The following is a 24,951-nucleotide window of genomic DNA, read 5'->3' as shown; positions in this document are numbered from 1 at the left end:
GCACCGGGCATCGCCTCTCGACAGCCGAACCCCGCCCCGCGCGGCGCTAGGCTCGGTACCACCATGACGACCGTACGCATGTCCGCGGGTTGGCCCGCGACCGAAGACGAAGCCCGCGCCGCGCAGGACGAGTTGCGCGGCCGGGTGATCCTCGACGAGCCCGGGCCGAGGCCCGGCACCGGCCGGGTGACGGGCGTCGATGTCGCCTACGACGACGAGCGCGGGGTGGTCGCGGCGGCGGCCGTCGCCCTGGACGCGGCCACGCTCGCGGTGGTCGCCGAGGCCACCGCCGTGGGGGAGGTGTCCTTCCCCTACGTCCCCGGCCTGCTCGCGTTCCGTGAGATCCCCACGGTGCTGGCCGCTCTCGAAGCGCTGGGTGAGGACCCGGGACTGGTCGTCTGCGACGGCTACGGTCTCGCCCACCCGCGCCGCTTCGGGCTGGCGAGCCACCTCGGCGTCCTCACCGGACTGCCCACGATCGGGGTGGCCAAGAACCCGTTCACCTTCACCTACGAGGAGCCGGCCGCCGAGCGCGGCGCGGCGACCCCCTTGCTGGCGGGTGCCGACGACGTCGGGCGCGCCCTGCGCACCCGCACCGGCGTCAAACCGGTGTTCGTGTCGGTGGGACACCGGGCGAGCCTCGAGACCGCCTGCGCCCACACGCTCGCGCTCACCCCGGAGTACCGCCTCCCCGAGACGACCCGCCGCGCGGACGCCCTGTGCCGTCGGGCGCTCAGGGAAGCGGTCGTCTGAGGCCCACGCCGGTGCTCGCGGCGGGCGCCGGGCCACCGCAGGCCGTGTCCCGGGCCCGCCGCCGTCCCCGGACGCGGGGTGCGCCGTCGCCCCCGGCGCACCGCCGCGTGAGGGCGCCGGCCCCCGACCGCTACCGCCGTGCCGCCGTGCGGAACGTGATGCCCGCCGCGCTCAGCCGGTCGATGAGGGCGTCGCCCATGGCCTGGGCGGTCGTCACCTGACCGGAGGTGTGCGGCAGGTCGTCGAGCGCGAGACACAGCGACGCCTCGGCGAACATCTTCGCCGTCTCGTCGTACCCGGGATCACCGCCCGCGACCTCCGTGTACACGCGGTGCCCGCCGCCCTCGCCCACGAACCGCACCGTGAACCAGCTCCTGGCCCGCCGCTCGGGACTCGGGCCCTGGCCGGGCCGGTACCGGTCCGACAGCCAGCGGCGCGCGGGCGGCACCTGGGCCGCCGCGACCAGGGCCGTCACGGCCGCGACACCGCCGACGGCGAAGGGCAGGGTCTCGACGGCCGCGTAGTGCCGGTAGCGGAAGTCGGGCCCGTAGCGCTCCAGGGCCCGCGCGGAGCGCCGTACCACCTGCGCGTCGATGGTGGGCAGCGGCAGCGCCCAGGCCCCGACCTCCGGCGCGAACCGCGGAGCGCCGAGCGGAGCCCGCACCCGCCGCCCCGGAAGACGGGGCTCGTGGCGCGCGCGGTCCCGGGCCGCGGCCAGCATCTGCGGACCGCGGGCGGCCTGGCCGAGCGCGGAGGCGAGGGTGCCGCCCGAGACGCGGGCCTCGGTGCGGACGAATCCGTCGACCGTCAGCGGCACCCCGTCGGGGAGCTGGCGCACCGTGTAGTACGCGCCCAGGTCGTGCGGGACGGAGTCGAAGGCGGCGGAGTGGACGAGGCGCGCTCCCGTCTCCCGCGCCCGCGCGTCGTGCCGTACGTACATGAGGTCCACGAACTCGGCCTCGCCGGACAGGTCGAGATAGTCGGTGCCCGCGTCGGCGCAGGCCGCCACGAGCGCCTCGCCGTACTCCAGGTAGGGCCCGACCGTGGTCGCCAGCACACGCGTGCCCCGGGCCAGCTCGCGCAGCGAGTCCGGGTCCGACACGTCCGCCCGCAGCACCGCGGGCCCGTTCCCGCCGGTCAGGCGGTCCCGCAGCCTCTTCAGCCGGTCGGTGGAGCGGCCCGCGATCGCCCACCGCAGCCCGGCGGGCGCGTGTGCTTCGAGGTACGCGGTGGTCAGCTCTCCCACGAAGCCGGTGGCTCCGAACAACACGATGTCGTACGCGCGATCTGTTTCAAGCCTGCTCATGACACCTCTCAGCCGCACGATCGCCAGGGCCCCGTCAGCCCGCGCCGTTGTCGGTGGCCGAGGCTAGCGTGAGCCCTGCACGGAGTGACGGCGGGGCCATTGACGGGACGGTGGGCCGGCAGGCCGGGAACTCGACTAAGCGCTTGCTCGTTCACCCCTTGCTCAGGCCGCAACGCGTTCTTAACATCATCAGTGTCACATCGGTTGTGTCACGAAGCTGAGGCTGGGGGCCGCATGGCAGTGGCAGGGACGACGCCGGGGCACGGACCCCTCACCGGCGTGCGCGTGGTCGAACTCGCGGGCATCGGGCCCGGCCCGTTCGCCGCCATGCTCCTGGCCGACCTCGGGGCCGACGTCGTGCGCGTGGACCGCCCCGGCGGTGCGGCGCTGGGCATCGACCCGGCCCTGGACGTCACCAACCGCAACAAGCGCTCGGTCGTCCTCGACCTGAAGTCCGAGGACGGCCGCGCCCGCGTCCTGGACCTGGCCGAACGCGCCGACATCCTGATCGAGGGTTACCGGCCCGGCGTGGCCGAACGCCTCGGCGTCGGCCCCGAGGCCTGCCACGCCCGCAATCCGCGGCTCGTCTACGGACGGATGACCGGCTGGGGCCAGGACGGCCCGCTCGCCCCGCGCGCCGGACACGACATCGCCTACATCGCGGTCACCGGCGCGCTCGGCATGATCGGCGCCCCGGACGCCCCGCCCGCGATCCCCGCCAACCTCCTGGGCGACTACGCGGGAGGCTCGCTCTACCTGGTCGTCGGCGTCCTGGCCGCGCTGCACCACGCGCGCGCGACGGGCGCGGGCCAGGTCGTGGACGCGGCCATCGTCGACGGCACCGCCCATCTGGCCTCGATGGTCCACGGCATGCTCGCGGCCGGCAGGTGGCAGGACCGCCGCGGCGCCAACCTCCTCGACGGCGGCTCCCCCTTCTACGGCGTCTACGAGACGGCCGACGGACGGTACATGGCCGTGGGAGCGCTGGAGGAGCGGTTCTACGACGAGTTCACGGCCCTGCTCGGCGTCGCGGACGAGATCCCGGCCCGCGCGGACCTCGCCCGCTGGGACGAGCTGCGCGAGGCGATCGCGGTCCGCTTCAAGACCCGGACGCGCGACGAGTGGACCGCCGTGTTCGAGGACTCCGACGCCTGCGTCGCGCCCGTCCTGTCGCTGCGCGAGGCCCCCGCCCACCCCCATCTGGCCGCCCGGGGCACCTTCACCGATCACGGCGGCGTCACCCAGCCGGCACCCGCGCCCCGCTTCTCGGCCACCCCGGTGGCGGTGCGCCGCGGACCGGCACGGCCCGGCGCCGACACCGAGGACGTGGCGCTCGACTGGGAGGTACCGCTCCTGCGGCCGCACCGGGACACCGGAGCGGACCCGGGCGCAGGCACCGCAGCGGGTACGACCGCCGCGACGGACGCCGAGGACAGAGCCGTGCCCGGGGAGGGCCCGTGAGGGAGCACATGAGGGGACGGGCCGCATGAAACGGCAGATCTACACCGACGGGCACGAGGCGTTCCGCGAGACGGTACGCGCCTTCCTGGCCAAGGAGGTGCTGCCCCACTACGAGCAGTGGGAGAAGGACGGCATCGTCTCCCGTGCCGCCTGGCAGGCCGCGGGCCGGCAGGGGCTGCTCGGGCTCGCCGTCCCCGAGGAGCACGGCGGTGGCGGCACGGCGGACTTCCGCTACAGCGCCGTCCTCGTGGAGGAGTTCACCCGGGCCGGGGCGTCCGGCCTCGCGATCGGGCTGCACAACGACATCATCGGGCCGTATCTGACGTCGCTCGCCACCGAGGAGCAGAAGCGGCGCTGGCTGCCCGGCTTCTGCGACGGCTCGCTGATCACCGCCATCGCGATGACCGAACCCGGCGCCGGATCCGACCTCCAGGGCATCAGGACCCGCGCCGAGGACCAGGGCGACCACTGGCTGCTCAACGGATCCAAGACCTTCATCTCCAACGGCATCCTGGCCGACCTCGTGATCGTGGTGGCCCGCACCACCCCCGAGGGCGGGGCGCACGGCCTCTCGCTGCTCGTCGTGGAGCGCGGCATGCCCGGCTTCGCGCGCGGCGAGAACCTCGACAAGATCGGCCAGAAGGCGCAGGACACGGCCGAGCTGTTCTTCGACGACGTCCGCGTGCCGAAGGAGAACCTGCTCGGCGAGCTGAACGGCGCCTTCGGGCACCTGATGACCAACCTCGCGCAGGAGCGGCTCAACATCGCGGTCGCCGGGATCACCGCGGCCGAACACCTGCTGGAGATCACCACCGAGTATGTCAAGGAGCGGGAGGCCTTCGGGCGCCCGCTCGCCCGGCTCCAGCACATACGCTTCGAGATCGCGGAGATGGCCACCGAGTGCGCCGTCACCCGCGCCTTCCTCGACCGCTGCATCGCCGACCACGCGGACGGCGCGCTCGACGCCGTCCACGCCTCCATGGCCAAGTGGTGGGCGACCGAACTGCAGAAGCGGGTGGCGGACCGCTGCCTGCAACTGCACGGTGGCTACGGATACATGACCGAGCACCGTGTCGCCAGGGCCTTCACCGACGGCCGCATCCAGACCATCTACGGCGGGACCACCGAGATCATGAAGGAGATCATCGGTCGTTCCCTGCTCGGCTGACCCTCCCCGAAAGGCTGAACCGTGAGCACCGAAGCGTACGTGTACGACGCGATCCGCACCCCGCGAGGTCGCGGCAAGGCCAGTGGCTCCCTCCACGGCACCAAGCCCATCGACCTGGTGGTCGGACTCATCCACGAGGTCCGGCGCCGGTTCCCCGACCTCGACCCGGCCGCGATCGACGACATCGTGCTCGGCGTCGTGGGCCCGGTGGGCGACCAGGGCTCCGACATCGCCCGGATCGCCGCCATCGCCGCCGGCCTGCCCGACACCGTCGCCGGCGTCCAGGAGAACCGGTTCTGTGCGTCCGGTCTGGAGGCCGTCAACATGGCCGCCGCGAAGGTCCGTTCCGGTTGGGAGGACCTGGTCCTCGCGGGCGGCGTGGAGTCGATGTCCCGGGTGCCGATGGCCTCGGACGGCGGTGCCTGGTTCGCCGACCCGATGACCAACATGGACACGAACTTCGTGCCGCAGGGCATCGGCGCCGACCTGATCGCCACCATCGAGGGCTTCTCCCGCCGGGACGTGGACGAGTACGCGGCGCTGTCGCAGGAGCGTGCCGCCGCCGCCGTGAAGGACGGCCGCTTCGAGGGGTCCGTGGTCCCGGTCACGGACCGCAGCGGGCTCGTCGTCCTGGACCACGACGAGTTCATCCGGCCGGGCACCACCGCCGACTCGCTCGCCCGGCTGAAGCCGTCGTTCGCCGACATCGGCGAGCTCGGCGGCTTCGACGCGGTGGCCCTGCAGAAGTACCACTGGGTCGAGCAGATCGACCACGTCCACCACGCCGGCAACTCCTCCGGCATCGTGGACGGCGCGTCGCTCGTCGCCATCGGTTCCCGCGAGGTCGGCGAGCGCTACGGACTGCGGCCGAGGGCCCGGATCGTCTCGGCCGCCGTGTCCGGTTCGGAGCCCACCATCATGCTGACCGGCCCCGCCCCCGCCACCCGCAAGGCGCTCGCCAAGGCGGGCCTGACCATCGACGACATCGACCTGGTGGAGATCAACGAGGCGTTCGCCGCCGTCGTGCTCCGCTTCGTCAAGGACATGGGCCTCTCGCTGGACAAGGTCAACGTCAACGGCGGCGCCATCGCCCTGGGACACCCGCTCGGCGCGACCGGGGCGATGATCCTGGGCACGCTCGTCGACGAGCTGGAGCGGCAGGACAAGCGGTACGGGCTGGCCACGCTGTGCGTGGGCGGCGGCATGGGTATCGCCACCGTCATCGAACGCGTCTGACCTCCCCCGACGGATCGCACGGATCATACGGAGCACCCCTGATGAGCACTGAGTCCACCACCATCCGCTGGGAGCAGGACGACACCGGGATCGTCACCCTCGTCCTGGACGACCCGAACCAGTCCGCGAACACCATGAACGCGGCGTTCCGCGCCTCCCTCGCCGCCACCGCCGACCGGCTCGAGGCCGAGAAGGACGCGATCCGCGGCGTCATCCTCACCTCCGCCAAGAAGACCTTCTTCGCGGGCGGCGACCTGCGCGACCTCATCCGGGTCACCCCGGACACCGCCCAGGAGCTGCTCGACGGCGGCCTCGCGATCAAGCGCGACCTGCGCCGCATCGAGACCCTCGGCAAGCCGGTCGTCGCGGCCATCAACGGCGCCGCCCTCGGCGGCGGCTTCGAACTCGCGCTCGCCTGCCACCACCGCGTCGCCCTCGACACCTCCGGCACCAAGATCGGCTGCCCCGAGGTCACCCTCGGTCTGCTCCCCGGCGGCGGCGGAGTGGTCCGCACCGTCCGCCTGCTGGGCATCGCCGACGCCCTGCTGAAGGTCCTCCTCCAGGGCACCCAGTACAACGCGCGGCGCGCCCAGGAGAACGGCCTGGTCCACGACGTCGCCGCCACCCCCGAGGAACTGCTCGCCAAGGCCCGCGCCTTCATCGACGCCAACCCCGAGTCCCAGCAGCCCTGGGACAAGCCGGGCTACCGGATCCCGGGCGGCACGCCGTCCAACCCGAAGTTCGCGGCCAACCTGCCCGCGTTCCCCGCCAGCCTCAAGAAGCAGCTGAACGGCGCCCCCTACCCGGCCCCGCGCAACATCCTCGCGGCGGCCGTCGAGGGCTCCCAGGTGGACTTCGAGACCGCCCAGGTCATCGAGGCCCGCTACTTCGTGGAGCTGGCGGCCGGCCAGACCTCGAAGAACATGATCCAGGCGTTCTTCTTCGACCTCCAGGCGGTCAACTCCGGAGCCAACCGCCCGCAGGGGGTCGAGCCCCGCAAGGTCACCAAGGTCGCCGTGCTCGGCGCGGGCATGATGGGCGCGGGCATCGCCTACTCGTGCGCCCGCGCGGGCATCGAGGTCGTCCTCAAGGACGTCTCGGCGCAGGCCGCCGCCAAGGGGAAGAGCTACTCCGAGAAGCTGTGCGCCAAGGCGGTGGCGAAGGGCCGTACGACCCAGGAGAAGGCGGACGCCCTCCTCGCCCTGATCACGCCCACCGGTGACGCCGCCGACCTCGCGGGCTGCGACGCCGTCATCGAGGCCGTGTTCGAGGACACCACGCTCAAGCACAAGGTGTTCCAGGAGATCGAGCACGTCGTCGCCCCCGACGCGCTGCTGTGCTCGAACACCTCGACGCTGCCGATCACCGCGCTCGCCGAGGGCGTGGAGCGCCGGTCGGACTTCATCGGGCTGCACTTCTTCTCGCCCGTCGACAAGATGCCGCTGGTGGAGATCATCAGGGGCGAGCGGACCGGGGACGAGGCGCTGGCGCGCGCCTTCGACCTGGTGCGGCAGATCAACAAGACCCCGATCGTCGTCAACGACTCGCGCGGCTTCTTCACCTCCCGTGTCATCGGCCACTTCATCAACGAGGGCGTCGCGATGGTCGGCGAGGGCATCGAGCCCGCCTCCATCGAGCAGGCCGCCGCCCAGGCCGGCTACCCGGCCAAGGTGCTGTCCCTGATGGACGAGCTGACCCTCACCCTGCCGCGCAAGATCCGCAACGAGTCGAGGCGGGCCGTCGAGGAGGCGGGCGGCACCTACACGCCGCACCCGGCCGAGGCCGTCATCGACGCGATGGTGGACGAGTTCGGCCGCCCCGGCCGCAGCGGCGGAGCGGGCTTCTACGAGTACGGCGAGGACGGGAAGCGCGGCAGGATCTGGCCGGGGCTGCGCGAGCACTTCACCAAGGCGGGACAGGAGATCCCGTTCGAGGACATGAAGGAGCGCATGCTGTTCTCCGAGGCACTGGACACCGTCCGGCTCCTGGAGGAAGGCGTGCTGACCTCCGTCGCCGACGCCAACATCGGCTCGATCCTCGGTATCGGCTTCCCCGGGTGGACCGGCGGCATCCTGCAGTACATCAACGGCTACGAGGGCGGCCTGCCCGGCTTCGTGGCCCGCTCCCGCGAACTCGCCGAGCGCTACGGCGAGCGTTTCACGCCGCCGGCGCTGCTGGTGGAGAAGGCGGAGAAGGGCGAGCGGTTCGCCGACGCCCGCTGAGTCCGGTGCGGGACCCGCCGGGGGTCAGCCCCGCGCGGGTCCCGTGTCCGGCAGCCAGGTGCGCAGCTCCTCCTTCAGGGAGCGCTGGAACGCGGTGAGCAGCGCCTGGACCACCAGCGGGTGCATGTGCGCGGAGAGGGACTTCACATCCGTGGAGTCCCTCTCCGCCACCTCGTCGCGGAACATCCGGGACAGCTCCTGCGCCACCGCGCGCGAGTGCTCCACGAGGACGCCGCGCGCGGCGAGGATCGTCTCCAGTTCCAGCGGAACGTCGAGCAGCCGGACCCCCAGGCGCAGCAGCCCCGGGTCCACGCGGTAGGCCCCGGCCCCGTCCGCCACGGCCACGCTCATCGCCGCGAGCCGCTCCAGCTCCGGGGCACCCAGGGGCCGCCCCGCACGCCGCTCCAGCTCCGCCGGCGTCATCGTCTCCACCGCGTCCGGCGCCCAGGACGCCACGACGGCACGGTGGATCGCGAGATCGCGGGCGCTCAGGCCGGCCGGCAGCTGGTGCAGATACCGTTCGATCCCGGCCAGTGTCATGCCCTGGTGCTGCAGCTCCTCGATCAGCTCCAGCCGGGCGAGATGCCCGGGGCCGTACCGCCCGACCCGCCGGGGTCCGATCGCGGGCGGCGGAAGCAGCCCCTTGGCGGTGTAGAACCGCACGGTGCGCACCGTGACACCGGCGCGCGCGGCCAGTTCGTCGACGGTGAGCGTCGGCTCCTCGGTCTCGGTCGTCATGTGGAGCAGTATCGCTGTCACACCACCGCTGTGCCCAGCGCCGCCGACCCGCCCGGGGCCCAGCACGGCCAGGTGGAGAACGGGTGAAGGCGGTGCGGCGAGTCGCGGATTTCCGGGCGTCGATCATGTGAGAAGAGCCGCTCTGTGACGTGCGCCACCGCGTAGGTGTGATCTCTCAGGGAAGGTGGCTCCTTGGTCTGTACCGCGTCAGCGCGTGGACAGGACCGATACCTGTCCGTCAGGCCGTGCGACACCCCCGCGCACGGGCGCACCAGGGAAGTAGATCCACTCTTGAGCAAGGACGCCGTGAACACGGTCGCGGTCGCATCGCGCGACGATGCCGCCGCGACGCCCGCGGACGCGGGCGACGCCGGGTACAGCAAGGCCCTCAAGCCCCGCCATGTCAACATGATCGCGATCGGTGGAGCCATCGGCACCGGTCTCTTCCTCGGCGCGGGCGGACGGCTGCACAACGCCGGTCCCGCCTTGGCGGTCGCCTACCTGATCTGCGGCATCTTCGCCTTCTTCGTCGTCCGCGCGCTGGGCGAGCTGGTCCTGTACCGGCCGTCCTCCGGGTCCTTCGTGTCCTACGCCCGCGAGTTCCTGGGCGAGAAGGGCGCGTACGTCGCCGGCTGGATGTACTTCCTGAACTGGTCGACCACCGGCATCGCCGACATCACGGCGATCGCGCTGTACACGCACTACTGGAGCTTCTTCACCTCCATCCCGCAGTGGGTGCTGGCCCTCGTGGCCCTCGCGGTCGTCCTCGCCGTGAACCTGATCTCGGTGAAGATCTTCGGCGAGATGGAGTTCTGGTTCGCGATCATCAAGGTCGCCACCCTGGTGGCCTTCATGCTCGTCGGCATCTTCCTGCTGGCCACCCAGCACAAGGTGGGCGGCAGCACGCCCGGCCTCCACATGATCACCGACCACGGCGGGATCCTGCCGCACGGTGTGCTCCCCGTCGTCCTGGTGATGCAGGGCGTGATCTTCGCCTACGCCGCCCTGGAGCTGGTCGGTGTCGCCGCCGGCGAGACGGCCGAGCCGGAGAAGGTCGTCCCGCGCGCGGTGAACTCGATCATGTGGCGCGTGGGTCTGTTCTACGTCGGCTCCGTGGTGCTGCTGGCCCTGCTGCTGCCGAGCTCGGTGTACGCCGAGGGTCAGAGCCCCTTCGTCACCGTGCTGTCGAAGATCGGTGTCCAGGGCGCCGGCGACGTGATGAACCTGGTCGTCCTGACCGCCGCGATGTCCTCGCTGAACTCCGGCCTCTACTCCACCGGCCGCATCCTGCGCTCCATGGCCGTCGCGGGCTCCGCGCCCAGGTTCACGGCGCGCATGAACCGCAGCCAGGTGCCCTACGGCGGCATCCTGCTGACCTGCGGCGTGTGCGTGGCCGGTGTCGTGCTGAACTACCTGGTGCCGAGCCAGGCCTTCGAGATCGTGCTGAACGTCGCGTCCCTCGGCATCATCAGCACCTGGGTGATCATCATGATCTGCCACCTGGTCTTCGTGCGTCGCTCCAAGGAGGGCCTGCTGACCCGGCCGTCCTTCAAGCTGTGGGGCAGCCCCGTCACGGAGATCGCCACCATCGTCTTCCTGATCGCGGTGCTCGGCCTGATGTGGAACGACCCCGAGGTCGGCCGCAAGACGCTGATGCTCGTGCCGGTGGTCGGCGCGCTGCTCGTCGGCGGCTGGTTCGCGCTGCGCGGCAGGATCGCCGAGGCCGCCGGGCAGTCGTCCGAGCCCACGAAGTAGCGCCCCAGCGCGTCGGCGGGCGGTGCCCGCCGCCCGCGCGGAGTCCGGACCGGGTGCGACCCGGTCCGGACTCCGTCGTTCGCCGCCCGCGCCGGTCGGGCCGGGCGGACGTCAGTCCGCGTGGACGTCGTTCGTCGCCTCGATGCGCGCCCACGACTTCGGTGGCACGGCGGCCTTCGCCCCCGGGACGAGGGCCGCGCCGCGCGCCGCCGCCGTCGCGGGCTTGGACGGCTGGAACAGCCAGGTGTCGAAGAGGGAGGCCAGCGGCTTGCCCGACACCTTCTCCGCGTACGTCCGGAAGTCAGCCACCGACGCGTTGCCGTAGGCGTGCGTGCTCGGCCAGCCCTTGAGGATGGCGAAGAACGCGTCGTCGCCGACCGTGTCGCGCAGCGCCTGGATGGCGAGCGCGCCCCGGTCGTAGACGGCGGCGTCGAACTGGCCCTCGGCACCGGGATCGCCGGGCGCCACCGTCCAGAAGGCGTCGTCGGCCGGGTGCGAGGCGTACACCCAGTCCGCGAGCTCCCGCGTCGTGCCCTCGCCCTCGTGCTCGGACCACAGCCACTGCGCGTACCGGGCGAAGCCCTCGTTGATCCAGATGTCCTTCCAGCCCTTCAGCGACACGTCGTCGCCGTACCACTGGTGCGCCAGCTCGTGGACGACGACCGAGGTGTTGGCGCCGTTCGCGAACTGCCTGGGGCTGTAGTAGACGCGGGTCTGGGTCTCCAGCGCGTACCCGGTGGTCGTGTTCGGGACGTATCCGCCCACCGAGTCGAAGGGGTACGGCCCGAAGTAGCCGGTCAGCCAGTCGACCAGCTCCCCGGTCCGCTCCACGCTCGCCCGCGCGGCGCCGTCGTTCACGCCCAGGTCCCTGCTGTAGGCGTTGATCACGGGCACCCCGGCCGCGGTCCTCTGGGTGGTGATGTCGAACTTCCCGATCGCCAGCGTGGCCAGATAGGTCGCCTGGGGCTTGGTGGACCGCCAGTTGTAGCGGGTCCAGCCGAGCGCCGAGGTCGTCGACTGCAGGGTGCCGTTGGAGATCGCCTGAGTGCCGTCGGGAACGGCCACCGACACGTCGTACGTCGCCTTGTCCAGCGGGTGGTCATTACTGGGGAACCACCACCAGGCCGACTCGGGCTCGTCCGCCGCCACCGCGCCGTCCGGGGTGCGGTGCCAGGTGGTGAAGCCGTACGCGCTCTTCGAGGACGGCACCCCGCGGTAGCGGACCACGACGGTCAGCGGCGTCCCCTTCGGCAGCGGCGTGGCGGGCGTGATCTGCAGTTCGTGCACACCCGACGTGGTGAACGAGGCCGGCGCGCCGTTCACCCGGACCTCGCTCACGTCGAGCAGGAAGTCCAGGTCGAAGCGGGACAGGTTCTGGGTGGCGGCGGCCAGCACGGTGGCCGTGCCCTGGAGCTCGTCGGTGCGAGGCTGGTAGGTGAGCCTGAGGTCGTAGTGCGAGACGTCGTAGCCGCCGTTGCCGTAGTCCGGGTAGTAGGAGTCGCCGATACCGGGAGCGCCGGGCTGGAAGTCGGTGGCCGACGCCGGGACCGCCAGCAGCAGGGCCGCCGCCAGGGTGCCCGGGACGATGAGTCTGCGGTGCACTGAAGCTCCAAGTCCTAGGTCCGTCAGGTCTGTTCGGTCGGTTCGGTTCGGTCGGTCTGTGCGGACCCTATTCAGACCTCATGCCACTGGATGTGTCCATGGCGCCTGCTGTCACACGATCGCCATCCGGCCGTCATGGACGAGGGCCCGGGCGTCCACCGCACCGGCGGCGCGAACGCCGCCCGCCGCGGCACTAAAATCGGCGGTCTCATGACTGCCACCCTCGTCGCCAAGAACCTCGCCGCCGCCCACGGCGACCGCTCGCTCTTCGCCGGGCTCGACCTCGTGGTCGCCCCCGGGGACGTGATCGGACTCGTCGGAGCCAACGGCGCGGGCAAGTCCACCCTGCTCCGGTTGCTCGCCGGACTGCTCCCCCCGGAGCAGGGCGAGCTGCGGCTGTCCCCGCCCACCGCGACCGTCGGCCATCTGCCCCAGGAGCCGGACCGCCGGCCGGGCGAGTCGGTACGGGAGTTCCTGGCCCGCCGCACGGGGGTCGCCGAGGCCCAGCGCCTGATGGACGAGGCGACCCAGGGGCTCGTCGACGGCGCGCCGGGCGCCGATGACGCGTACGCGATCAGTCTGGAGCGCTGGCTCGGGCTCGGCGGCGCCGACCTGGACGAGCGCGCCGAGGAGGTCGCCGGGTCGCTCGGCCTCGGTGTCGGCCTGGACCAGCCCATGACCTCGCTCTCCGGTGGGCAGGCGGCCCGCGCGGGCCTCGCCTCGCTGCTGCTGTCCCGCTACGACGTCTTCCTGCTGGACGAGCCGACCAACGACCTCGACCTGGACGGCCTGGAACGACTGGAACACTTCGTCGGCGGCCTGCGCGCCGGCACCGTGGTCGTCAGCCATGACCGGGAGTTCCTCACCCGCACCGTCACCAAGGTCCTCGAACTCGACCTGGCACAACGGCAGATCAACCTGTACGGCGGTGGGTACGACGCCTACCTGGAGGAACGGGACACCGCCCGCCGGCACGCCCGCGAGGACTACGAGGAGTACGCCGACAAGAGGTCCGCGCTCCACGACCGGGCCCGGATGCAGCGCTCCTGGATGGACAAGGGCGTGAAGAACGCGCGGCGCAAGGCGGGCGACGACAACGACAAGATCGGCCGCAAGTTCCGCAGCGACTCCAGCGAGAAGCAGGCCGCCAAGGCCCGCCAGACCCAGCGCATGATCGAGCGCCTGGAGGTCGTGGAGGAGCCCCGCAAGGAGTGGGAACTGCGCATGGAGATCGCGGCGGCGCCGCGGTCCGGCGCGGTCGTCGCCACCCTCCGCGACGCCGAGGTGCGCCGCGGCGACTTCCACTTCGGTCCGGTCTCCCTGCAACTGGACTGGGCGGACCGGGTGGCCGTCACGGGCGCCAACGGGGCGGGCAAGTCGACCCTGCTCGGCGCGCTGCTGGGCCGGGTGCCCCTGGACGCGGGGCAGGCCGTCCTCGGCTCGGGGGTGCTGGTCGGCGAGGTCGACCAGGCACGCGCGGTCTTCCACGGCGAGGCGTCGCTGCTCGACGCGTTCCGCGCGGCCGTGCCGGACGTGGAACCGGTCGACGTCCGCACCCTGCTGGCCAAGTTCGGGCTGAAGTCCGAGCATGTCCTGAGGCCGGCGGCCACACTGTCGCCGGGGGAGCGGACCCGGGCCGCGCTCGCGCTGCTGCAGGGGCGGGGCGTCAACCTGCTGGTGCTGGACGAGCCGACCAACCATCTCGACCTTCCGGCCATCGAGCAGTTGGAAGGGGCGCTGGACAGCTACGAGGGCACGCTGCTGCTGGTCACGCACGACCGCCGGATGCTGGACGCGGTCCATGTGACGCGGCGGATCGAGGTCGCGGCGGGCAAGGTGCTCGAACGCTAGGCGCTCCGTGGGGGCGGGGTGGTTCTGCGCGGTTCCCCGCGCCCCTGTTTGTGGTGCCTGGGGTGCGTGGCTGGGTGCGGGTGGGTGGGTGATCTCGCGCAGTTCCCCGCGCCCCTTTATGGGTGCTTGCGGTGCGTTGTCGGGTGCGGGTGGGTGGGTGTTTTTTGCGCAGTTCCCCGCGCCCCTGGTCCATGGCGCGACCGGCGTGTTGACGAGTGGCCCGTGCGTCGTGGTTCTGCGCGGTTCCCCGCGCCCCTTTCGGGGCGCGGGAAGGGTCAGTTGCGGCCCTTGTCCGTGTTCAGGAGGCCCGCGCGGCGCAGGGCGTCGGCCATCGCGCTGTTCGCCGGGGGCGGCGCCTGACGGGAGGCGCCGCCCTGCCGGGCCTGGCGCTGCTGCGGAGGACGCCCGCCGCCCCCGCGCTGCCGGCGTCCGTCGCCACCCTGCTGCTCAGCGGCCTCGTCCTCCAGCCGCAGCGTCAGCGAGATCCGCTTGCGCGGGATGTCGACGTCCAGCACCTTCACCTTGACGATGTCACCCGGCTTGACCACGTCACGCGGGTCCTTGACGAACGTCTTCGACATCGCGGAGACATGCACCAGGCCGTCCTGGTGGACGCCGATGTCCACGAACGCCCCGAACGCGGCGACGTTCGTCACGACCCCTTCGAGGACCATCCCCCGGGACAGGTCGGTGATCTTCTCGACGCCCTCCTTGAACGTGGCCGTCTTGAACGCCGGACGCGGGTCGCGCCCCGGCTTCTCCAGCTCCTTGAGGATGTCGCTCACCGTCGGCAGACCGAACGTGTCGTCCACGAAGTCGGTCGGCCTCAGCGAGCGCAGCACCGACGTGTTCCCGATCAGCGAGGCCACCTCCTGACCCACCGTCTTCACCATGCGCCGCACGACCGGGTACGCCTCCGGGTGCACGCTGGAGGCGTCCAGCGGATCGTCGCCGCCCCGGATCCGCAGGAAGCCCGCGCACTGCTCGTACGCCTTGGGACCCAGCCGCGCCACGTTCTTCAGCTGCGAGCGCGACAGGAACGGGCCGTTGGCGTCGCGGTGCGACACGATGTTCTCCGCGAGGCCCGAGGAGATGCCGGAGACCCGGGAGAGCAGCGGGGCCGACGCGGTGTTGACGTCCACGCCCACGCCGTTCACACAGTCCTCCACGACCGCGTCCAGCGACCGCGACAGCTTCACCTCGGACAGGTCGTGCTGGTACTGGCCGACACCGATGGACTTCGGGTCGATCTTCACCAGTTCGGCCAGCGGGTCCTGCAGGCGGCGGGCGATGGAGACCGCGCCGCGCAGCGACACGTCCATGTCCGGCAGCTCCTGCGAGGCGAAGGCGGAGGCCGAGTACACCGAGGCGCCCGCCTCCGACACCATCACCTTGGTGAGCTTCAGCTCCGGATGCCTGGTGATCAGTTCACCGGCGAGCTTGTCGGTCTCCCGGGACGCCGTGCCGTTGCCGATCGCGACCAGTTCGACGGCGTGCTCCTCGGCCAGCCGCGCCAGCTTCGCGATGGCCTCGTCCCACTTGTTGGCCGGTACATGGGGGTGGATGACGTCCGTCGCCACCACCTTGCCGGTCGCGTCCACCACGGCGACCTTCACACCGGTGCGGAACCCGGGGTCCAGGCCCAGCGTCGCGCGGGTACCGGCCGGCGCGGCGAGCAGCAGGTCGCGCAGGTTCGCCGCGAAGACGGACACCGCCTCGTCCTCCGCGGCCGTCCGCAGCCGCAGCCGCACGTCGATGCCGAGGTGCACCAGGATGCGGGTGCGCCAGGCCCAGCGGACCGTGTCGGCCAGCCACTTGTCGCCCGGGCGCCCGCGATCCGCGATCCGGAAGCGGTGCGCCACGATCCCCTCGTACGAGGACGGGCCGTCCGTCGCCTCCTCCGGCTCCAGGACGAGGTCGAGCACCTCCTCCTTCTCCCCGCGCAGCATGGCGAGGACCCGGTGGGAGGGCAGCGCGGTGAACGGCTCGGCGAAGTCGAAGTAGTCGGCGAACTTGGCGCCCGCCTCCTCCTTGCCCTCGCGGACCTTGGCGGCCAGGCGCCCGCGCCCCCACATCCGCTCGCGCAGCTCACCGATCAGGTCGGCGTCCTCCGAGAACCGCTCGGCCAGGATCGCCCGCGCGCCGTCCAGCGCCGCCTGCGGGTCGGCCACCCCCTTGTCCGCGTCCACGAACGCGGCCGCCGCGGCGAGCGGCTCCACGGACGGGTCGCCGAGCAGCCCCTCGGCCAGCGGCTCCAGGCCCGCCTCGCGGGCGATCTGCGCCTTCGTGCGCCGCTTCGGCTTGAACGGAAGGTAGATGTCCTCCAGGCGCGCCTTGGTCTCCGCGCCCCGGATCCGGGCCTCGAGCTCCTCGGTGAGCTTGCCCTGCTCGCGCACCGACTCCAGGATCGCCGTGCGGCGTTCCTCCAGCTCCCGCAGATAGCGAAGCCGCTCCTCGAGCGTGCGCAGCTGCGCGTCGTCGAGCATCTCGGTCGCTTCCTTGCGGTAGCGGGCGATGAAGGGCACCGTGGAGCCGCCGTCCAGCAGCTCGACCGCGGCCTTCACCTGCCGCTCCCGTACGCCGAGCTCCTCGGCGATCCTGCCTTCGATGGACCCTACGAGGGGTGTCGTCACGATCCCGTACCGCCTTCTCCACTGAGGTTGCGCGGCAATTGTGGCAGGTCGCACCGGCGGGAGGGGATCAGGGCGGGGGCATGCGCACCGTACGTGCCGCTCGGAGCGGCGCATGTCACCCTGACGGCGTGTCGGGCGGGGCGGGGAGGTCCCCGCCGCCGGGGCAGGGCGGGGTCCCGCCGCCTCAGCCCTTGCCGATCATGCCCTCCGGGAAGGCGCCGGCCGCGAACGCCTTGGCCAGCAGCCCGCCCGCCAGTTCGGTGAGCCGCTCGACGCCCGCGGCGCCCAGGTGTTCGTACGGGGCGCGGTCGAGCCGGTCGGTCTCGGTCTCCATCGTCCGGCGCAGCGCGGTGCCCGTCTCGGTCAGTTCGCCCTCGGCGTCGACCAGTCCGCGCTCACGCAGTCGCCCGGTGGCCGCGTCCCAGTCCTGCCTGCTCCAGCCGCGGGTGGAGAGCGCCCAGGTGGGGGCCATGCCCTTGCCCGTGGCGCTGTGGCTCACCAAGGCCTCCACCGGGTCGAGTTCCGCGCCGAGCAGGACCGCCAGGTGGCCGTCGCCGCGGTGCTCGCGCAGCAGGGTCGCCGCGTGCCAGTAGGCGAGATGCGGCTCCTCGGGTACGGGCAGAGCGGCGTGCGCGGCGTACAGGGGGCGCGCGTACGGAGTGCAGGCCTCGCACGCGCGCAGCGCGAGCTCCGCCGCCTCGGCCATCTCCTTGGATGCGAGGGTCTCCTCGCCGAGCAGCCGCCTGAGCGTCGTGTCCACGGCGCGCAGGCGAGCCGCGAGCACCGTGTCGGGGGTGGCCGCCTCCCACACGGCGGGCACATGGCGTGCCACCAGCTCGGGTGAGAAGTTGTAGAACGTGGCCGTCACCGCCCCCGCGCCCACCGGCCCCAGCGCGGCGGACCGCACCGCGAAGTAGGCGGCCCGCTGGTCTGCGATCCCCACGGCCGTCAGTTCGCGTACCAGATCCGGTGAGAAGTAGTGCGTCGAGTGCAGCGGGTTGATCATGTTGTGGCAGCGCCGCCCGGCGCGCTCCGGCAGAGGAGTGGTCATGCCCGCAGGCTACCGACTGGTTGGTACGTCAAGGAACCAGGGTGCGGGCCCGCCCGCGCCGAGAAGGGGATCTCAGGCCTCGGGCCAGGTGAAGTGCGGCTTCCTGCGCTCCAGGAAGGCGCTGACGCCCTCCGCGGTGTCGCGGCTGCCGCGTGCGCGCGCGACCCAGTAGGCGTCACGGTCGACGCGGCCGTTCGCGAAGTCCTTGGCGGCGGCCTGGGTGAGTCGCGAGCGGGAGGCGAGGACGCGCGTGAACTCCGCCACCCGCCGGTCGAGTTCGCCCGCGGGCAGCACCTCCTCCAGCAGCCCGGTCCGCAGGGCCCGCTCGGCACCGATCAACTCGGCCGAGAACAGCAGGTACTTGGTGGCTCCGGGACCCACCAGGGAGGCCAGCCGGCGGGTGGAGACGGCCGGATAGACGATCCCCAGCCTCGCGGGCGTCACCCCGAACAGCGCGCCCTCCTCGGCGAACCGCAGATCGCACGCCGCCGCGAGCTGCACCCCGCCGCCCACGCAGTGCCCGTGGACCGCCGCGAGGGTCGGCTTGGGGAACGAGGCGAGCGCCTCCTCGGCCAGCACGGCCAGATGCTGCGCCGCCTCGGGCGACTCGACGAGGGAGGAGATGTCGGCGCCCGCGCAGAAGGTCCCGCCCTCGCCCCTGAGCACCAGCACCCGGACCGACGGGTCGGCCGCCAGCTTGTCCAGCAGCGGCGGCAGCGCCTCCCACATGGCGGCGGTCATGGCGTTCCGCTTCTCGGGGTGGTGGATGACGACGGTGGCGACCCCGTCCTCGACGCGGTGCAGCAGCTGGGGCTCCATGCGCCGGATGCTATCGGCACCCCGCGGACCTGCGATCAAGGAGGGCCCGGCACCGGGGGAGGGGGCGGAGGAGGGGCGCGGCCGGGCGGTGGACGCCGAACCCGTACAACCCGAAGAGTTCCGAAGTCGCCGCGAGGTCGGTCAGAACCGGTCGACCATCCGTCCGTTGTTCCGCGTGAGCGGTCCGAAGCCGTCGATACCGGCTGACTTCTGTTCAGTCATGCGGTACGGACCAGCGCGTTACCAACACTCGACGTGTGGTGACAATCGAGCGCGAGGGTGGCGACCGGACGATGGACGACCGAGGGCGGGGGTCCGGCCCGCGCCCTGAGAGCGGCGGGACCGGGCCGGAGGGCCTCAGAACCCCGCAACCGCTGCCGTACGAGGGCGTGTGGCGGTTCACCGCCGCCGCCGTGGATGCCTCGGTGCCGCAGGCGCGGCACGCCGTCCGGGACCTGCTCGCCCGGCAGGGCGTGCCCGTCTCGGACGACACCGTGCAGGCACTGCTGCTGATCGTGTCGGAACTGGCCACCAACGCCGTGCGGCACGCGGCGCTGCTGTCGCCGACGCTCGCCGTGGAGGTCGCCGTCGGCCCGGAGTGGGTGCGGCTGGCGGTGGAGGACGAGCACCCCTACCGCCCCAGCGCGTTGGAGGCGGACCACGGGCGCACCGGCGGCCGCGGCCTGCTCCTGGTCCGGGAGGTCACCCGGGAGGCGGGCGGGGTGTGCGACGTCGAGCACACGGCCAGCGGCGGCAAGGTGGTCTGGGCCGCCCTGCCGCTGAAGCACCCCGGCCTCGTGTGAGCCGGGGTGCCGCGCGGCGGTCCGGGGGGTGAGGCGCGGTGGCCTTCGGGTCACCAGCCCGCGGAGGCGCCGGTCAGCTCCCGGGCGGCCGGGCGCGCCGCGTCCAGCACCGTCATGAACCACGACGAGAACGTGTCCTTCGCGTGCCGCTCCGTCAGCTCCTCGACGGTCACGAAGGCCGTGGCCCCGACCTCCTGCGGGTCCGGCCGCAGGGGGGCCTGCACCAGCCCCACGAACAGGTGGTTGTACTCCTGCTCCACCAGGCCCGAGGCCGGATCGGGGTGGTTGTAGCGGACCGTGCCCGCCTCGGCCAGCAGCGACGGGGAGATCCCCAGCTCCTCGTACGTCCGCCGGGCCGCCGCCGCGAACGGGGCCTCGCCCGGGTACGGGTGCCCGCAGCAGGTGTTCGACCAGACACCGGGGGAGTGGTACTTGCCGAGCGCCCGCTGCTGGAGCAGCAGCCGCCCGCGCTCGTCGAAGAGGAACACCGAGAACGCCCGGTGCAGCCGCCCCGGCGGCTGATGGGCGGCGAGCTTCTCCGCGGTGCCGATCGTGGTCCCGTTCTCGTCGACGAGCTCCAGCAAGATGACCTCGCCGCTGCCGTTCTGGGAACGGCTCTTCGCGGTGGCAGGTGTGATCGGCATGCCCATCCTTCGCATCGGTTGTCCAGCCCCAAGTCTGCCGCACGAATCCGGCACTCCCGGCACTTCGTCACTTCTCGCATGTCCTGCCGCGACCGCCCGCGACCTCCGGCGTGTCGGCCCCCCGCCCGCCTCGGCGACCCGCCCGCCACCGGCCACGGCGAGACCCCTCAGCCTATTCCGGCCCGGTGGGCCTGCCGCCCGCCGCGGCGGGTCCGGACACGGAAGGTTCCCGCGGATGTGCGGTCCGTCGCGGTCCGTCGCGGTGCGCGTGGCCGGGATGTCGTGAATGTGGTGACCTCGGCTCCACGGTTTGTGGCGGGCCCGTCCGATCTCCCATGATGATCGCGGCGGCAGCACTTCGGACGGGTTGATCGGCCCGTGAACGGCCGGTGAACACCGGCTTCCGGTCATCGGATACCCTCCTGCGACATGCCGCCCGGCCCGGCCCCGCCCCGGGTGTCCCACCGCACACATGACCGGCGTCCGTACGCGTCGGGCCACAGGGAGTGAGTTCGTCTGTCGACCGCCATCCTCACCGGTCAGCCGGTCCCCGGATCGTCGCTCGAAAGCGATCTGCGGGCCCTCGGCTTCGACGTGCGGGTCGCCGCCGGCGCCGGTGACGCCGAGACGCTCCTCGCCGCCGTGCCGGCCGACCAGCGGGTCGCGATCGTGGACGCCGGCTTCGTGGGGCACCAGCACGCGCTGCGGCTCGCTCTGACCGACCCCCGCTTCCCGGCCGCCGCCGTACCCGGCGCCGTCGCCGTGCGGTCGGACGCCCGGCAGGCACTGACCCGGGCCCTGGCCCGCGAGCACTCCGCCGCCCCCGGCGGCGCGGAGGCCGCCCCGCTCGCCGGCACCCTGGCCGAGGCGCTCGACACCGACGACGTCCCGGTGCACCGCCCCGACCTCGGCACGCTGGTCGCCACCGTCCCCGCCGACCCGCAGGCCCGCAACGAGGCCCGCCAGGCGGTCGCGGCCGTGGACGACGAGGCCGTGCGGCTGCGGAGCGCGGTCAAGGCCCGCGACGGCTTCTTCACCACCCACTTCATCAGCCCGTACTCGCGGTACATCGCCCGCTGGTGCGCCCGCCGCGGCCTGACCCCCAACCAGGTCACCACCGCGTCGCTGGTCACCGCGCTGATCGCGGCCGGCTGCGCGGCGACCGGCACACGCCCCGGCTACGTCGCGGCGGGCGTCCTGCTGATCGTCTCCTTCGTCCTCGACTGCACCGACGGGCAGCTGGCCCGCTACTCGCTGCAGTACTCGACGCTCGGGGCTTGGCTGGACGCCACCTTCGACCGCGCCAAGGAGTACGCCTACTACGCGGGGCTCGCGCTCGGCGCGGCCCGCGGCGGCGACGACGTGTGGGCGCTCGCGCTCGGCGCCATGGTCCTGCAGACCTGCCGGCACGTGGTGGACTTCGCCTTCAACGAGGCCAACCACGACGCGACCGCCAACACCAGCCCCACCGCCGCCCTCTCCGACCGACTCGACAGCGTCGGCTGGACGGTGTGGGTGCGCCGCATGATCGTCCTGCCGATCGGCGAGCGCTGGGCCATGATCGCGGTCCTGACGGCGGCCACCACGCCGCGCATCACCTTCTACGCCCTGCTCGTCGGCTGCGCCTTCGCGGCGACCTACACCACCGCCGGGCGCGTCCTGCGCTCCCTCACCCGCAAGGCCCGGCGCACCGATCGCGCGGCCAAGGCCCTGGCCGACCTCGCCGACAGCGGCCCCCTGACCGAAGCGGTGCTGCGGGCCGTCCGCGGCCCCCTGCGCGCCCCGGCCGCCGTCACCGCCCTCGCGGGCGGCGTCCTCGTCGTGGGCTCGGCCCTGCTGTGGGGCGCCGGATGGCAGACCGTCCTGTGCGCGCTCCTGTACACGGTGACATCCGTCATAGCGGTCGCGCGCCCCCTCAAGGGCGCCCTCGACTGGCTGGTCCCGCCCGTGTTCCGGGCCGCCGAATACGGCACCGTCCTGGTGCTGGCCGCCGAATCCCGGGTGAACGGGGTGCTTCCGGCGGCTTTCGGACTGGTGGCGGCCGTCGCCTACCATCACTACGACACGGTGTACCGCATCCGCGGTGACGCCGGCGCGCCGCCGTCCTGGCTGGTGCGCGCGATCGCGGGGCACGAAGGCCGGACGCTGCTGGTCACCGTCCTGGCCGCGCTGCTCGCCGCGACACAGTTCAAGGTCGCGCTCACGGCCCTCGCCGGGTACGTGGCCCTGGTGGTGCTCGTCGAGAGCATCCGTTTCTGGGTGACCGCTCACAAGAGCGGCGCACCCGCCGTACACGATGAAGGAGAACCCGCATGATCGGCCTCGTGCTGGCGGCCGGCGCCGGACGGCGCCTGCGCCCCTACACCGACACCCTGCCCAAGGCTCTGGTGCCGGTGGGGCCCGCGGGTGAGCCGGACGGACCCACCGTCCTGGACCTGACCCTGGCCAACTTCGCCGAGGTCGGCCTGACCGAGGCCGCGATCATCGTCGGCTACCGCAAGGAGGCCGTGTACGAGCGCAAGGCCGCCCTGGAGGCGAAGTACGGCCTCAAGCTGACGCTCATCGACAACGACAAGGCCGAGGAGTGGAACAACGCCTACTCCCTGTGGTGCGGGCGTGACGCGCTCAAGGACGGTGTGATCCTCGCCAACGGCGACACGGTCCACCCGGTCTCCGTCGAGCGGACGCTGCTGGCCGCCCGCGGCGACGGCAAGAAGATCATCCTCGCCCTGGACACGGTGAAGAACCTCGCCGACGAGGAGATGAAGGTCGTCGTGGACCCCGCCGAGGGCGTCCGCAGGATCACCAAGCTGATGGACCCGGCCGAGGCGACCGGCGAGTACATCGGCGTGACCCTCATCGAGGGCGACGCCGCCGAGGAGCTGGCCGACGCGCTCAGGGCGACCTTCGAGCGGGACCCGCAGCTGTACTACGAGGACGGCTACCAGGAGCTCGTCAACCGCGGCTTCACCATCGACGTGGCGCCGATCGGCGACGTCCCGTGGGTCGAGATCGACAACCACGACGACCTCGCCAAGGGCCGGGAGATCGCATGCCGCTACTGACGAGGCTCATCCCCTCGCCGGTCGTCGTCGACATCCGGGCCGGGGCGCTGGAGGACCTCGCGGGCGTGCTCGCGGACGAGCGCATCTCGCACTCGGGCCGCCTGGCCGTCGCGGTGAGCGACGGCTCGGGCGCCCGGCTGCGCGAGCGGCTGAGTCCGAGCCTGCCCGGCGCCGACTGGTACGAGGTCGGCGGCGGCACCCTGGACGACGCGGTCCGGCTTGCCGCCGAGATGAAGTCCGGACGCTACGACGCCCTCGTGGGCCTGGGCGGCGGCAAGATCATCGACTGCGCCAAGTTCGCCGCGGCGCGGGTCGGCCTGCCGCTGGTCGCCGTGCCGACCAACCTCGCGCACGACGGCCTGTGCTCGCCGGTGGCCACGCTGGACAACGACGCCGGGCGCGGCTCCTACGGTGTGCCGAACCCGATCGCGGTCGTCATCGACCTCGACGTCATCCGCGAGGCGCCCGTACGGTTCGTGCGCTCGGGCATCGGCGACGCCATCTCCAACGTCTCCGCCATCGCGGACTGGGAGCTGTCCAACCGCGTCAACGGCGAGAAGATCGACGGCCTCGCCGCGGCCATGGCCCGGCAGGCCGGTGAGGCGGTGCTGCGCCACCCCGGCGGCATCGGCGACAACGACTTCCTCCAGGTGCTGGCCGAGGCGCTGGTCCTCAGCGGTATCGCCATGTCCGTGTCGGGCGACTCCCGCCCGTCCTCGGGCGCCTGCCACGAGATCAACCACGCCTTCGACCTGCTGTTCCCCAAGCGCGCGGCCTCCCACGGCGAGCAGTGCGGCCTCGGCGCGGCCTTCGCGATGCATCTGCGCGGGGCGCGCGAGGAGTCGCGGTACATGGCCCAGGTGCTGCGCCGGCACGGACTGCCGGTGCTGGCGGAGGAGATCGGCTTCACGGTGGACGAGTTCGTCCGGGCCGTCGAGTTCGCCCCCGAGACCCGTCCGGGCCGCTACACGATCCTCGAACACCTCGACCTGAACCCTGAACAGATCAAGGACGCGTACGCCGACTATGTCAAGGCCATCGGTAGCTGAACTCCGCCCGGTCGTGCACCCCGCCGGGGTGAAGGACCGGCGCAGCGGTGAGCACTGGGCGGGACGCCTGTACATGCGGGAGATCTCGCTGCGGATCGACCGCTACCTGGTGAACACCAGGGTCACGCCCAACCAGCTGACCTACCTGATGACCGTCTTCGGCGTCCTCGCCGCCCCGGCCCTGCTGGTGCCGGGTGTGGCGGGCGCCGTGCTCGGTGTGCTGATGGTGCAGCTCTACCTGCTGCTCGACTGCGTCGACGGCGAGATCGCTCGCTGGAAGCAGCAGTTCTCGCTCAGCGGTGTGTACCTGGACCGGGTGGGCGCCTATCTGTGCGACGCCGCGGTCCTGGTCGGGTTCGGCCTGCGCGCGGCCGACCTGTGGGGTTCGGGGCGCATCGACTGGCTGTGGGCGTTCCTCGGCACCCTCGCCGCGCTCGGCGCCGTCCTGATCAAGGCCGAGACCGACCTCGTGGGCGTCGCCCGGCACCAGGGCGGGCTGCCGCCGGTGCAGGAGTCGGCCGCGCAGCCGCGCTCCTCCGGTCTCGCGCTCGCCCGCCGGGCGGCCGCCGCGCTGAAGTTCCACCGGCTCGTCCTCGGGATCGAGGCCTCGCTGCTGATCCTGCTCCTGGCGATCCTGGACACCGTCCGGGGCGACCTGTTCTTCTCCCGGCTCGGTGTCGCCGTGCTGGCCGGGATCGCCCTGCTGCAGACCCTGCTGCACCTCGTGTCCGTCCTCGCCTCCAGCAGGCTGAAGTGAGCGGCGCCATAGGGGGCGGGGGCACCGCGGGGGCCGAG

19 protein-coding genes are annotated in these 24,951 nt (G+C 72.4%); 12 read left to right on the top strand and 7 right to left on the bottom strand.

Translation table 11 applies throughout. The annotated features are described in order from the left end of the window. The first annotated feature begins 63 nt into the window (after positions 1–63). A complete protein-coding gene (locus tag AB0C59_RS32480) occupies positions 64–753 on the top strand; it encodes an endonuclease V (RefSeq protein ID WP_363011015.1) in 690 nt (229 codons plus the stop codon). Positions 754–883: 130 nt separating this feature from the next. Here the strand turns inward: AB0C59_RS32480 and AB0C59_RS32475 are convergent, their stop codons facing one another. Continuing rightward, a complete protein-coding gene (locus AB0C59_RS32475) occupies positions 884–2,059 on the bottom strand; it encodes a saccharopine dehydrogenase NADP-binding domain-containing protein (RefSeq protein ID WP_363011013.1) in 1,176 nt (391 codons plus the stop codon). 234 nt (positions 2,060–2,293) lie between these two features. On the opposite strand from AB0C59_RS32475, the gene AB0C59_RS32470 reads away from it, so the two are divergent. From AB0C59_RS32470 to AB0C59_RS32455, 4 genes are read left to right on the top strand one after another with little or no spacing between them, the layout of a single operon-like run. Beyond that, the gene (locus tag AB0C59_RS32470; protein WP_363011011.1) at positions 2,294–3,520 is read left to right on the top strand and encodes a CaiB/BaiF CoA-transferase family protein; all 1,227 of its coding nucleotides are present in this window, start codon (positions 2,294–2,296) and stop codon (positions 3,518–3,520) included. Positions 3,521–3,545: 25 nt separating this feature from the next. Next, on the top strand, positions 3,546–4,688 hold the full coding sequence (locus tag AB0C59_RS32465; RefSeq protein ID WP_363011009.1) for an acyl-CoA dehydrogenase family protein: 1,143 nt from the start codon (positions 3,546–3,548) through the stop codon (positions 4,686–4,688). Between the two features lie 21 nt (positions 4,689–4,709). After that, a complete protein-coding gene (locus AB0C59_RS32460) occupies positions 4,710–5,924 on the top strand; it encodes an acetyl-CoA C-acetyltransferase (RefSeq protein WP_363011007.1) in 1,215 nt (404 codons plus the stop codon). 41 nt (positions 5,925–5,965) lie between these two features. Then, positions 5,966–8,146: a 3-hydroxyacyl-CoA dehydrogenase NAD-binding domain-containing protein gene (locus AB0C59_RS32455; protein WP_363011005.1), complete on the top strand. Its 2,181-nt coding sequence runs from the start codon at positions 5,966–5,968 to the stop codon at positions 8,144–8,146. 24 nt (positions 8,147–8,170) lie between these two features. Here the strand turns inward: AB0C59_RS32455 and AB0C59_RS32450 are convergent, their stop codons facing one another. Beyond that, positions 8,171–8,884 carry a MerR family transcriptional regulator gene (locus AB0C59_RS32450; protein WP_363011003.1) on the bottom strand — a complete coding sequence of 238 codons (714 nt, stop codon included), beginning with the start codon at positions 8,882–8,884 and terminating at the stop codon, positions 8,171–8,173. A gap of 291 nt (positions 8,885–9,175) precedes the next feature. On the opposite strand from AB0C59_RS32450, the gene AB0C59_RS32445 reads away from it, so the two are divergent. Further along, a complete protein-coding gene (locus AB0C59_RS32445; protein WP_363011001.1) occupies positions 9,176–10,639 on the top strand; it encodes an amino acid permease in 1,464 nt (487 codons plus the stop codon). A 111-nt stretch (positions 10,640–10,750) separates the two neighbouring features. On the opposite strand, the gene AB0C59_RS32440 is transcribed toward AB0C59_RS32445, so the two are convergent. Further along, positions 10,751–12,241: a M1 family metallopeptidase gene (locus AB0C59_RS32440; protein ID WP_363010999.1), complete on the bottom strand. Its 1,491-nt coding sequence runs from the start codon at positions 12,239–12,241 to the stop codon at positions 10,751–10,753. A 210-nt stretch (positions 12,242–12,451) separates the two neighbouring features. On the opposite strand from AB0C59_RS32440, the gene AB0C59_RS32435 reads away from it, so the two are divergent. Next, positions 12,452–14,092 carry an ABC-F family ATP-binding cassette domain-containing protein gene (locus AB0C59_RS32435; protein ID WP_363010997.1) on the top strand — a complete coding sequence of 547 codons (1,641 nt, stop codon included), beginning with the start codon at positions 12,452–12,454 and terminating at the stop codon, positions 14,090–14,092. 275 nt (positions 14,093–14,367) lie between these two features. Here AB0C59_RS32435 and AB0C59_RS32430 read toward each other — a convergent pair whose 3' ends face one another. From AB0C59_RS32430 to AB0C59_RS32420, 3 genes are all read right to left on the bottom strand, one after another. Further along, the gene (locus AB0C59_RS32430) at positions 14,368–16,725 is read right to left on the bottom strand and encodes a Tex family protein (protein ID WP_363010995.1); all 2,358 of its coding nucleotides are present in this window, start codon (positions 16,723–16,725) and stop codon (positions 14,368–14,370) included. Positions 16,726–16,909: 184 nt separating this feature from the next. Then, positions 16,910–17,776 (bottom strand): hypothetical protein, encoded by an 867-nt coding sequence (locus AB0C59_RS32425; RefSeq protein ID WP_363010993.1) that lies wholly within the window; start codon positions 17,774–17,776, stop codon positions 16,910–16,912. A 72-nt stretch (positions 17,777–17,848) separates the two neighbouring features. Then, complete coding sequence (locus AB0C59_RS32420; RefSeq protein WP_363010991.1) at positions 17,849–18,595, bottom strand: enoyl-CoA hydratase/isomerase family protein; 747 nt, start codon at positions 18,593–18,595, stop codon at positions 17,849–17,851. 293 nt (positions 18,596–18,888) lie between these two features. Between AB0C59_RS32420 and AB0C59_RS32415 the strand changes: the two genes are divergently transcribed. Beyond that, on the top strand, positions 18,889–19,398 hold the full coding sequence (locus tag AB0C59_RS32415) for an ATP-binding protein (protein WP_363011055.1): 510 nt from the start codon (positions 18,889–18,891) through the stop codon (positions 19,396–19,398). Positions 19,399–19,448: 50 nt separating this feature from the next. Here the strand turns inward: AB0C59_RS32415 and idi are convergent, their stop codons facing one another. Then, entirely contained in the window at positions 19,449–20,042 is a 594-nt protein-coding gene (gene idi / locus AB0C59_RS32410; protein WP_363010989.1) for an isopentenyl-diphosphate Delta-isomerase, read from the bottom strand. Positions 20,043–20,558: 516 nt separating this feature from the next. Here idi and AB0C59_RS32405 point away from each other — a divergent pair. The 4 genes from AB0C59_RS32405 to AB0C59_RS32390 are packed head-to-tail and all read left to right on the top strand — an operon-like array spanning position 20,559 to position 24,913. Then, on the top strand, positions 20,559–22,358 hold the full coding sequence (locus AB0C59_RS32405) for a DUF5941 domain-containing protein (RefSeq protein ID WP_363011053.1): 1,800 nt from the start codon (positions 20,559–20,561) through the stop codon (positions 22,356–22,358). Then, entirely contained in the window at positions 22,355–23,107 is a 753-nt protein-coding gene (locus AB0C59_RS32400; protein ID WP_363010987.1) for a phosphocholine cytidylyltransferase family protein, read from the top strand. The genes AB0C59_RS32405 and AB0C59_RS32400 overlap by 4 nt, the downstream gene beginning before the upstream one ends. Continuing rightward, positions 23,095–24,156 carry an iron-containing alcohol dehydrogenase family protein gene (locus AB0C59_RS32395; protein ID WP_363010985.1) on the top strand — a complete coding sequence of 354 codons (1,062 nt, stop codon included), beginning with the start codon at positions 23,095–23,097 and terminating at the stop codon, positions 24,154–24,156. Before AB0C59_RS32400 ends, AB0C59_RS32395 begins: the two co-directional genes overlap by 13 nt. Next, entirely contained in the window at positions 24,134–24,913 is a 780-nt protein-coding gene (locus AB0C59_RS32390; RefSeq protein ID WP_363010983.1) for a CDP-alcohol phosphatidyltransferase family protein, read from the top strand. The genes AB0C59_RS32395 and AB0C59_RS32390 overlap by 23 nt, the downstream gene beginning before the upstream one ends. Positions 24,914–24,951: the final 38 nt, after the last annotated feature.

Origin of the sequence: Streptomyces sp. NPDC048664 (genome assembly GCF_040650555.1) — a bacterium.
Classification (GTDB): Bacteria; Actinomycetota; Actinomycetes; order Streptomycetales; family Streptomycetaceae; genus Streptomyces.
This window is presented reverse-complemented; position numbering and strand designations above follow the sequence as displayed.

Bases quoted from the DNA above. Each gene is read 5' to 3' on its own strand.
- AB0C59_RS32400 (WP_363010987.1), top strand. From the start codon at position 22,355: ATGATCGGCCTCGTGCTGGCGGCCGGCGCCGGACGGCGCCTGCGCCCC.
- AB0C59_RS32480 (WP_363011015.1), top strand. From the start codon at position 64: ATGACGACCGTACGCATGTCCGCGGGTTGGCCCGCGACCGAAGACGAA.
- AB0C59_RS32395 (WP_363010985.1), top strand. From the start codon at position 23,095: ATGCCGCTACTGACGAGGCTCATCCCCTCGCCGGTCGTCGTCGACATC.
- AB0C59_RS32455 (WP_363011005.1), top strand. From the start codon at position 5,966: ATGAGCACTGAGTCCACCACCATCCGCTGGGAGCAGGACGACACCGGG.
- AB0C59_RS32450 (WP_363011003.1), bottom strand. From the start codon at position 8,884: ATGACGACCGAGACCGAGGAGCCGACGCTCACCGTCGACGAACTGGCC.
- AB0C59_RS32435 (WP_363010997.1), top strand. From the start codon at position 12,452: ATGACTGCCACCCTCGTCGCCAAGAACCTCGCCGCCGCCCACGGCGAC.
- AB0C59_RS32390 (WP_363010983.1), top strand. From the start codon at position 24,134: ATGTCAAGGCCATCGGTAGCTGAACTCCGCCCGGTCGTGCACCCCGCC.
- AB0C59_RS32420 (WP_363010991.1), bottom strand. From the start codon at position 18,595: ATGGAGCCCCAGCTGCTGCACCGCGTCGAGGACGGGGTCGCCACCGTC.
- AB0C59_RS32470 (WP_363011011.1), top strand. From the start codon at position 2,294: ATGGCAGTGGCAGGGACGACGCCGGGGCACGGACCCCTCACCGGCGTG.
- idi (WP_363010989.1), bottom strand. From the start codon at position 20,042: ATGCCGATCACACCTGCCACCGCGAAGAGCCGTTCCCAGAACGGCAGC.
- AB0C59_RS32415 (WP_363011055.1), top strand. From the start codon at position 18,889: ATGGACGACCGAGGGCGGGGGTCCGGCCCGCGCCCTGAGAGCGGCGGG.
- AB0C59_RS32475 (WP_363011013.1), bottom strand. From the start codon at position 2,059: ATGAGCAGGCTTGAAACAGATCGCGCGTACGACATCGTGTTGTTCGGA.
- AB0C59_RS32425 (WP_363010993.1), bottom strand. From the start codon at position 17,776: ATGACCACTCCTCTGCCGGAGCGCGCCGGGCGGCGCTGCCACAACATG.
- AB0C59_RS32465 (WP_363011009.1), top strand. From the start codon at position 3,546: ATGAAACGGCAGATCTACACCGACGGGCACGAGGCGTTCCGCGAGACG.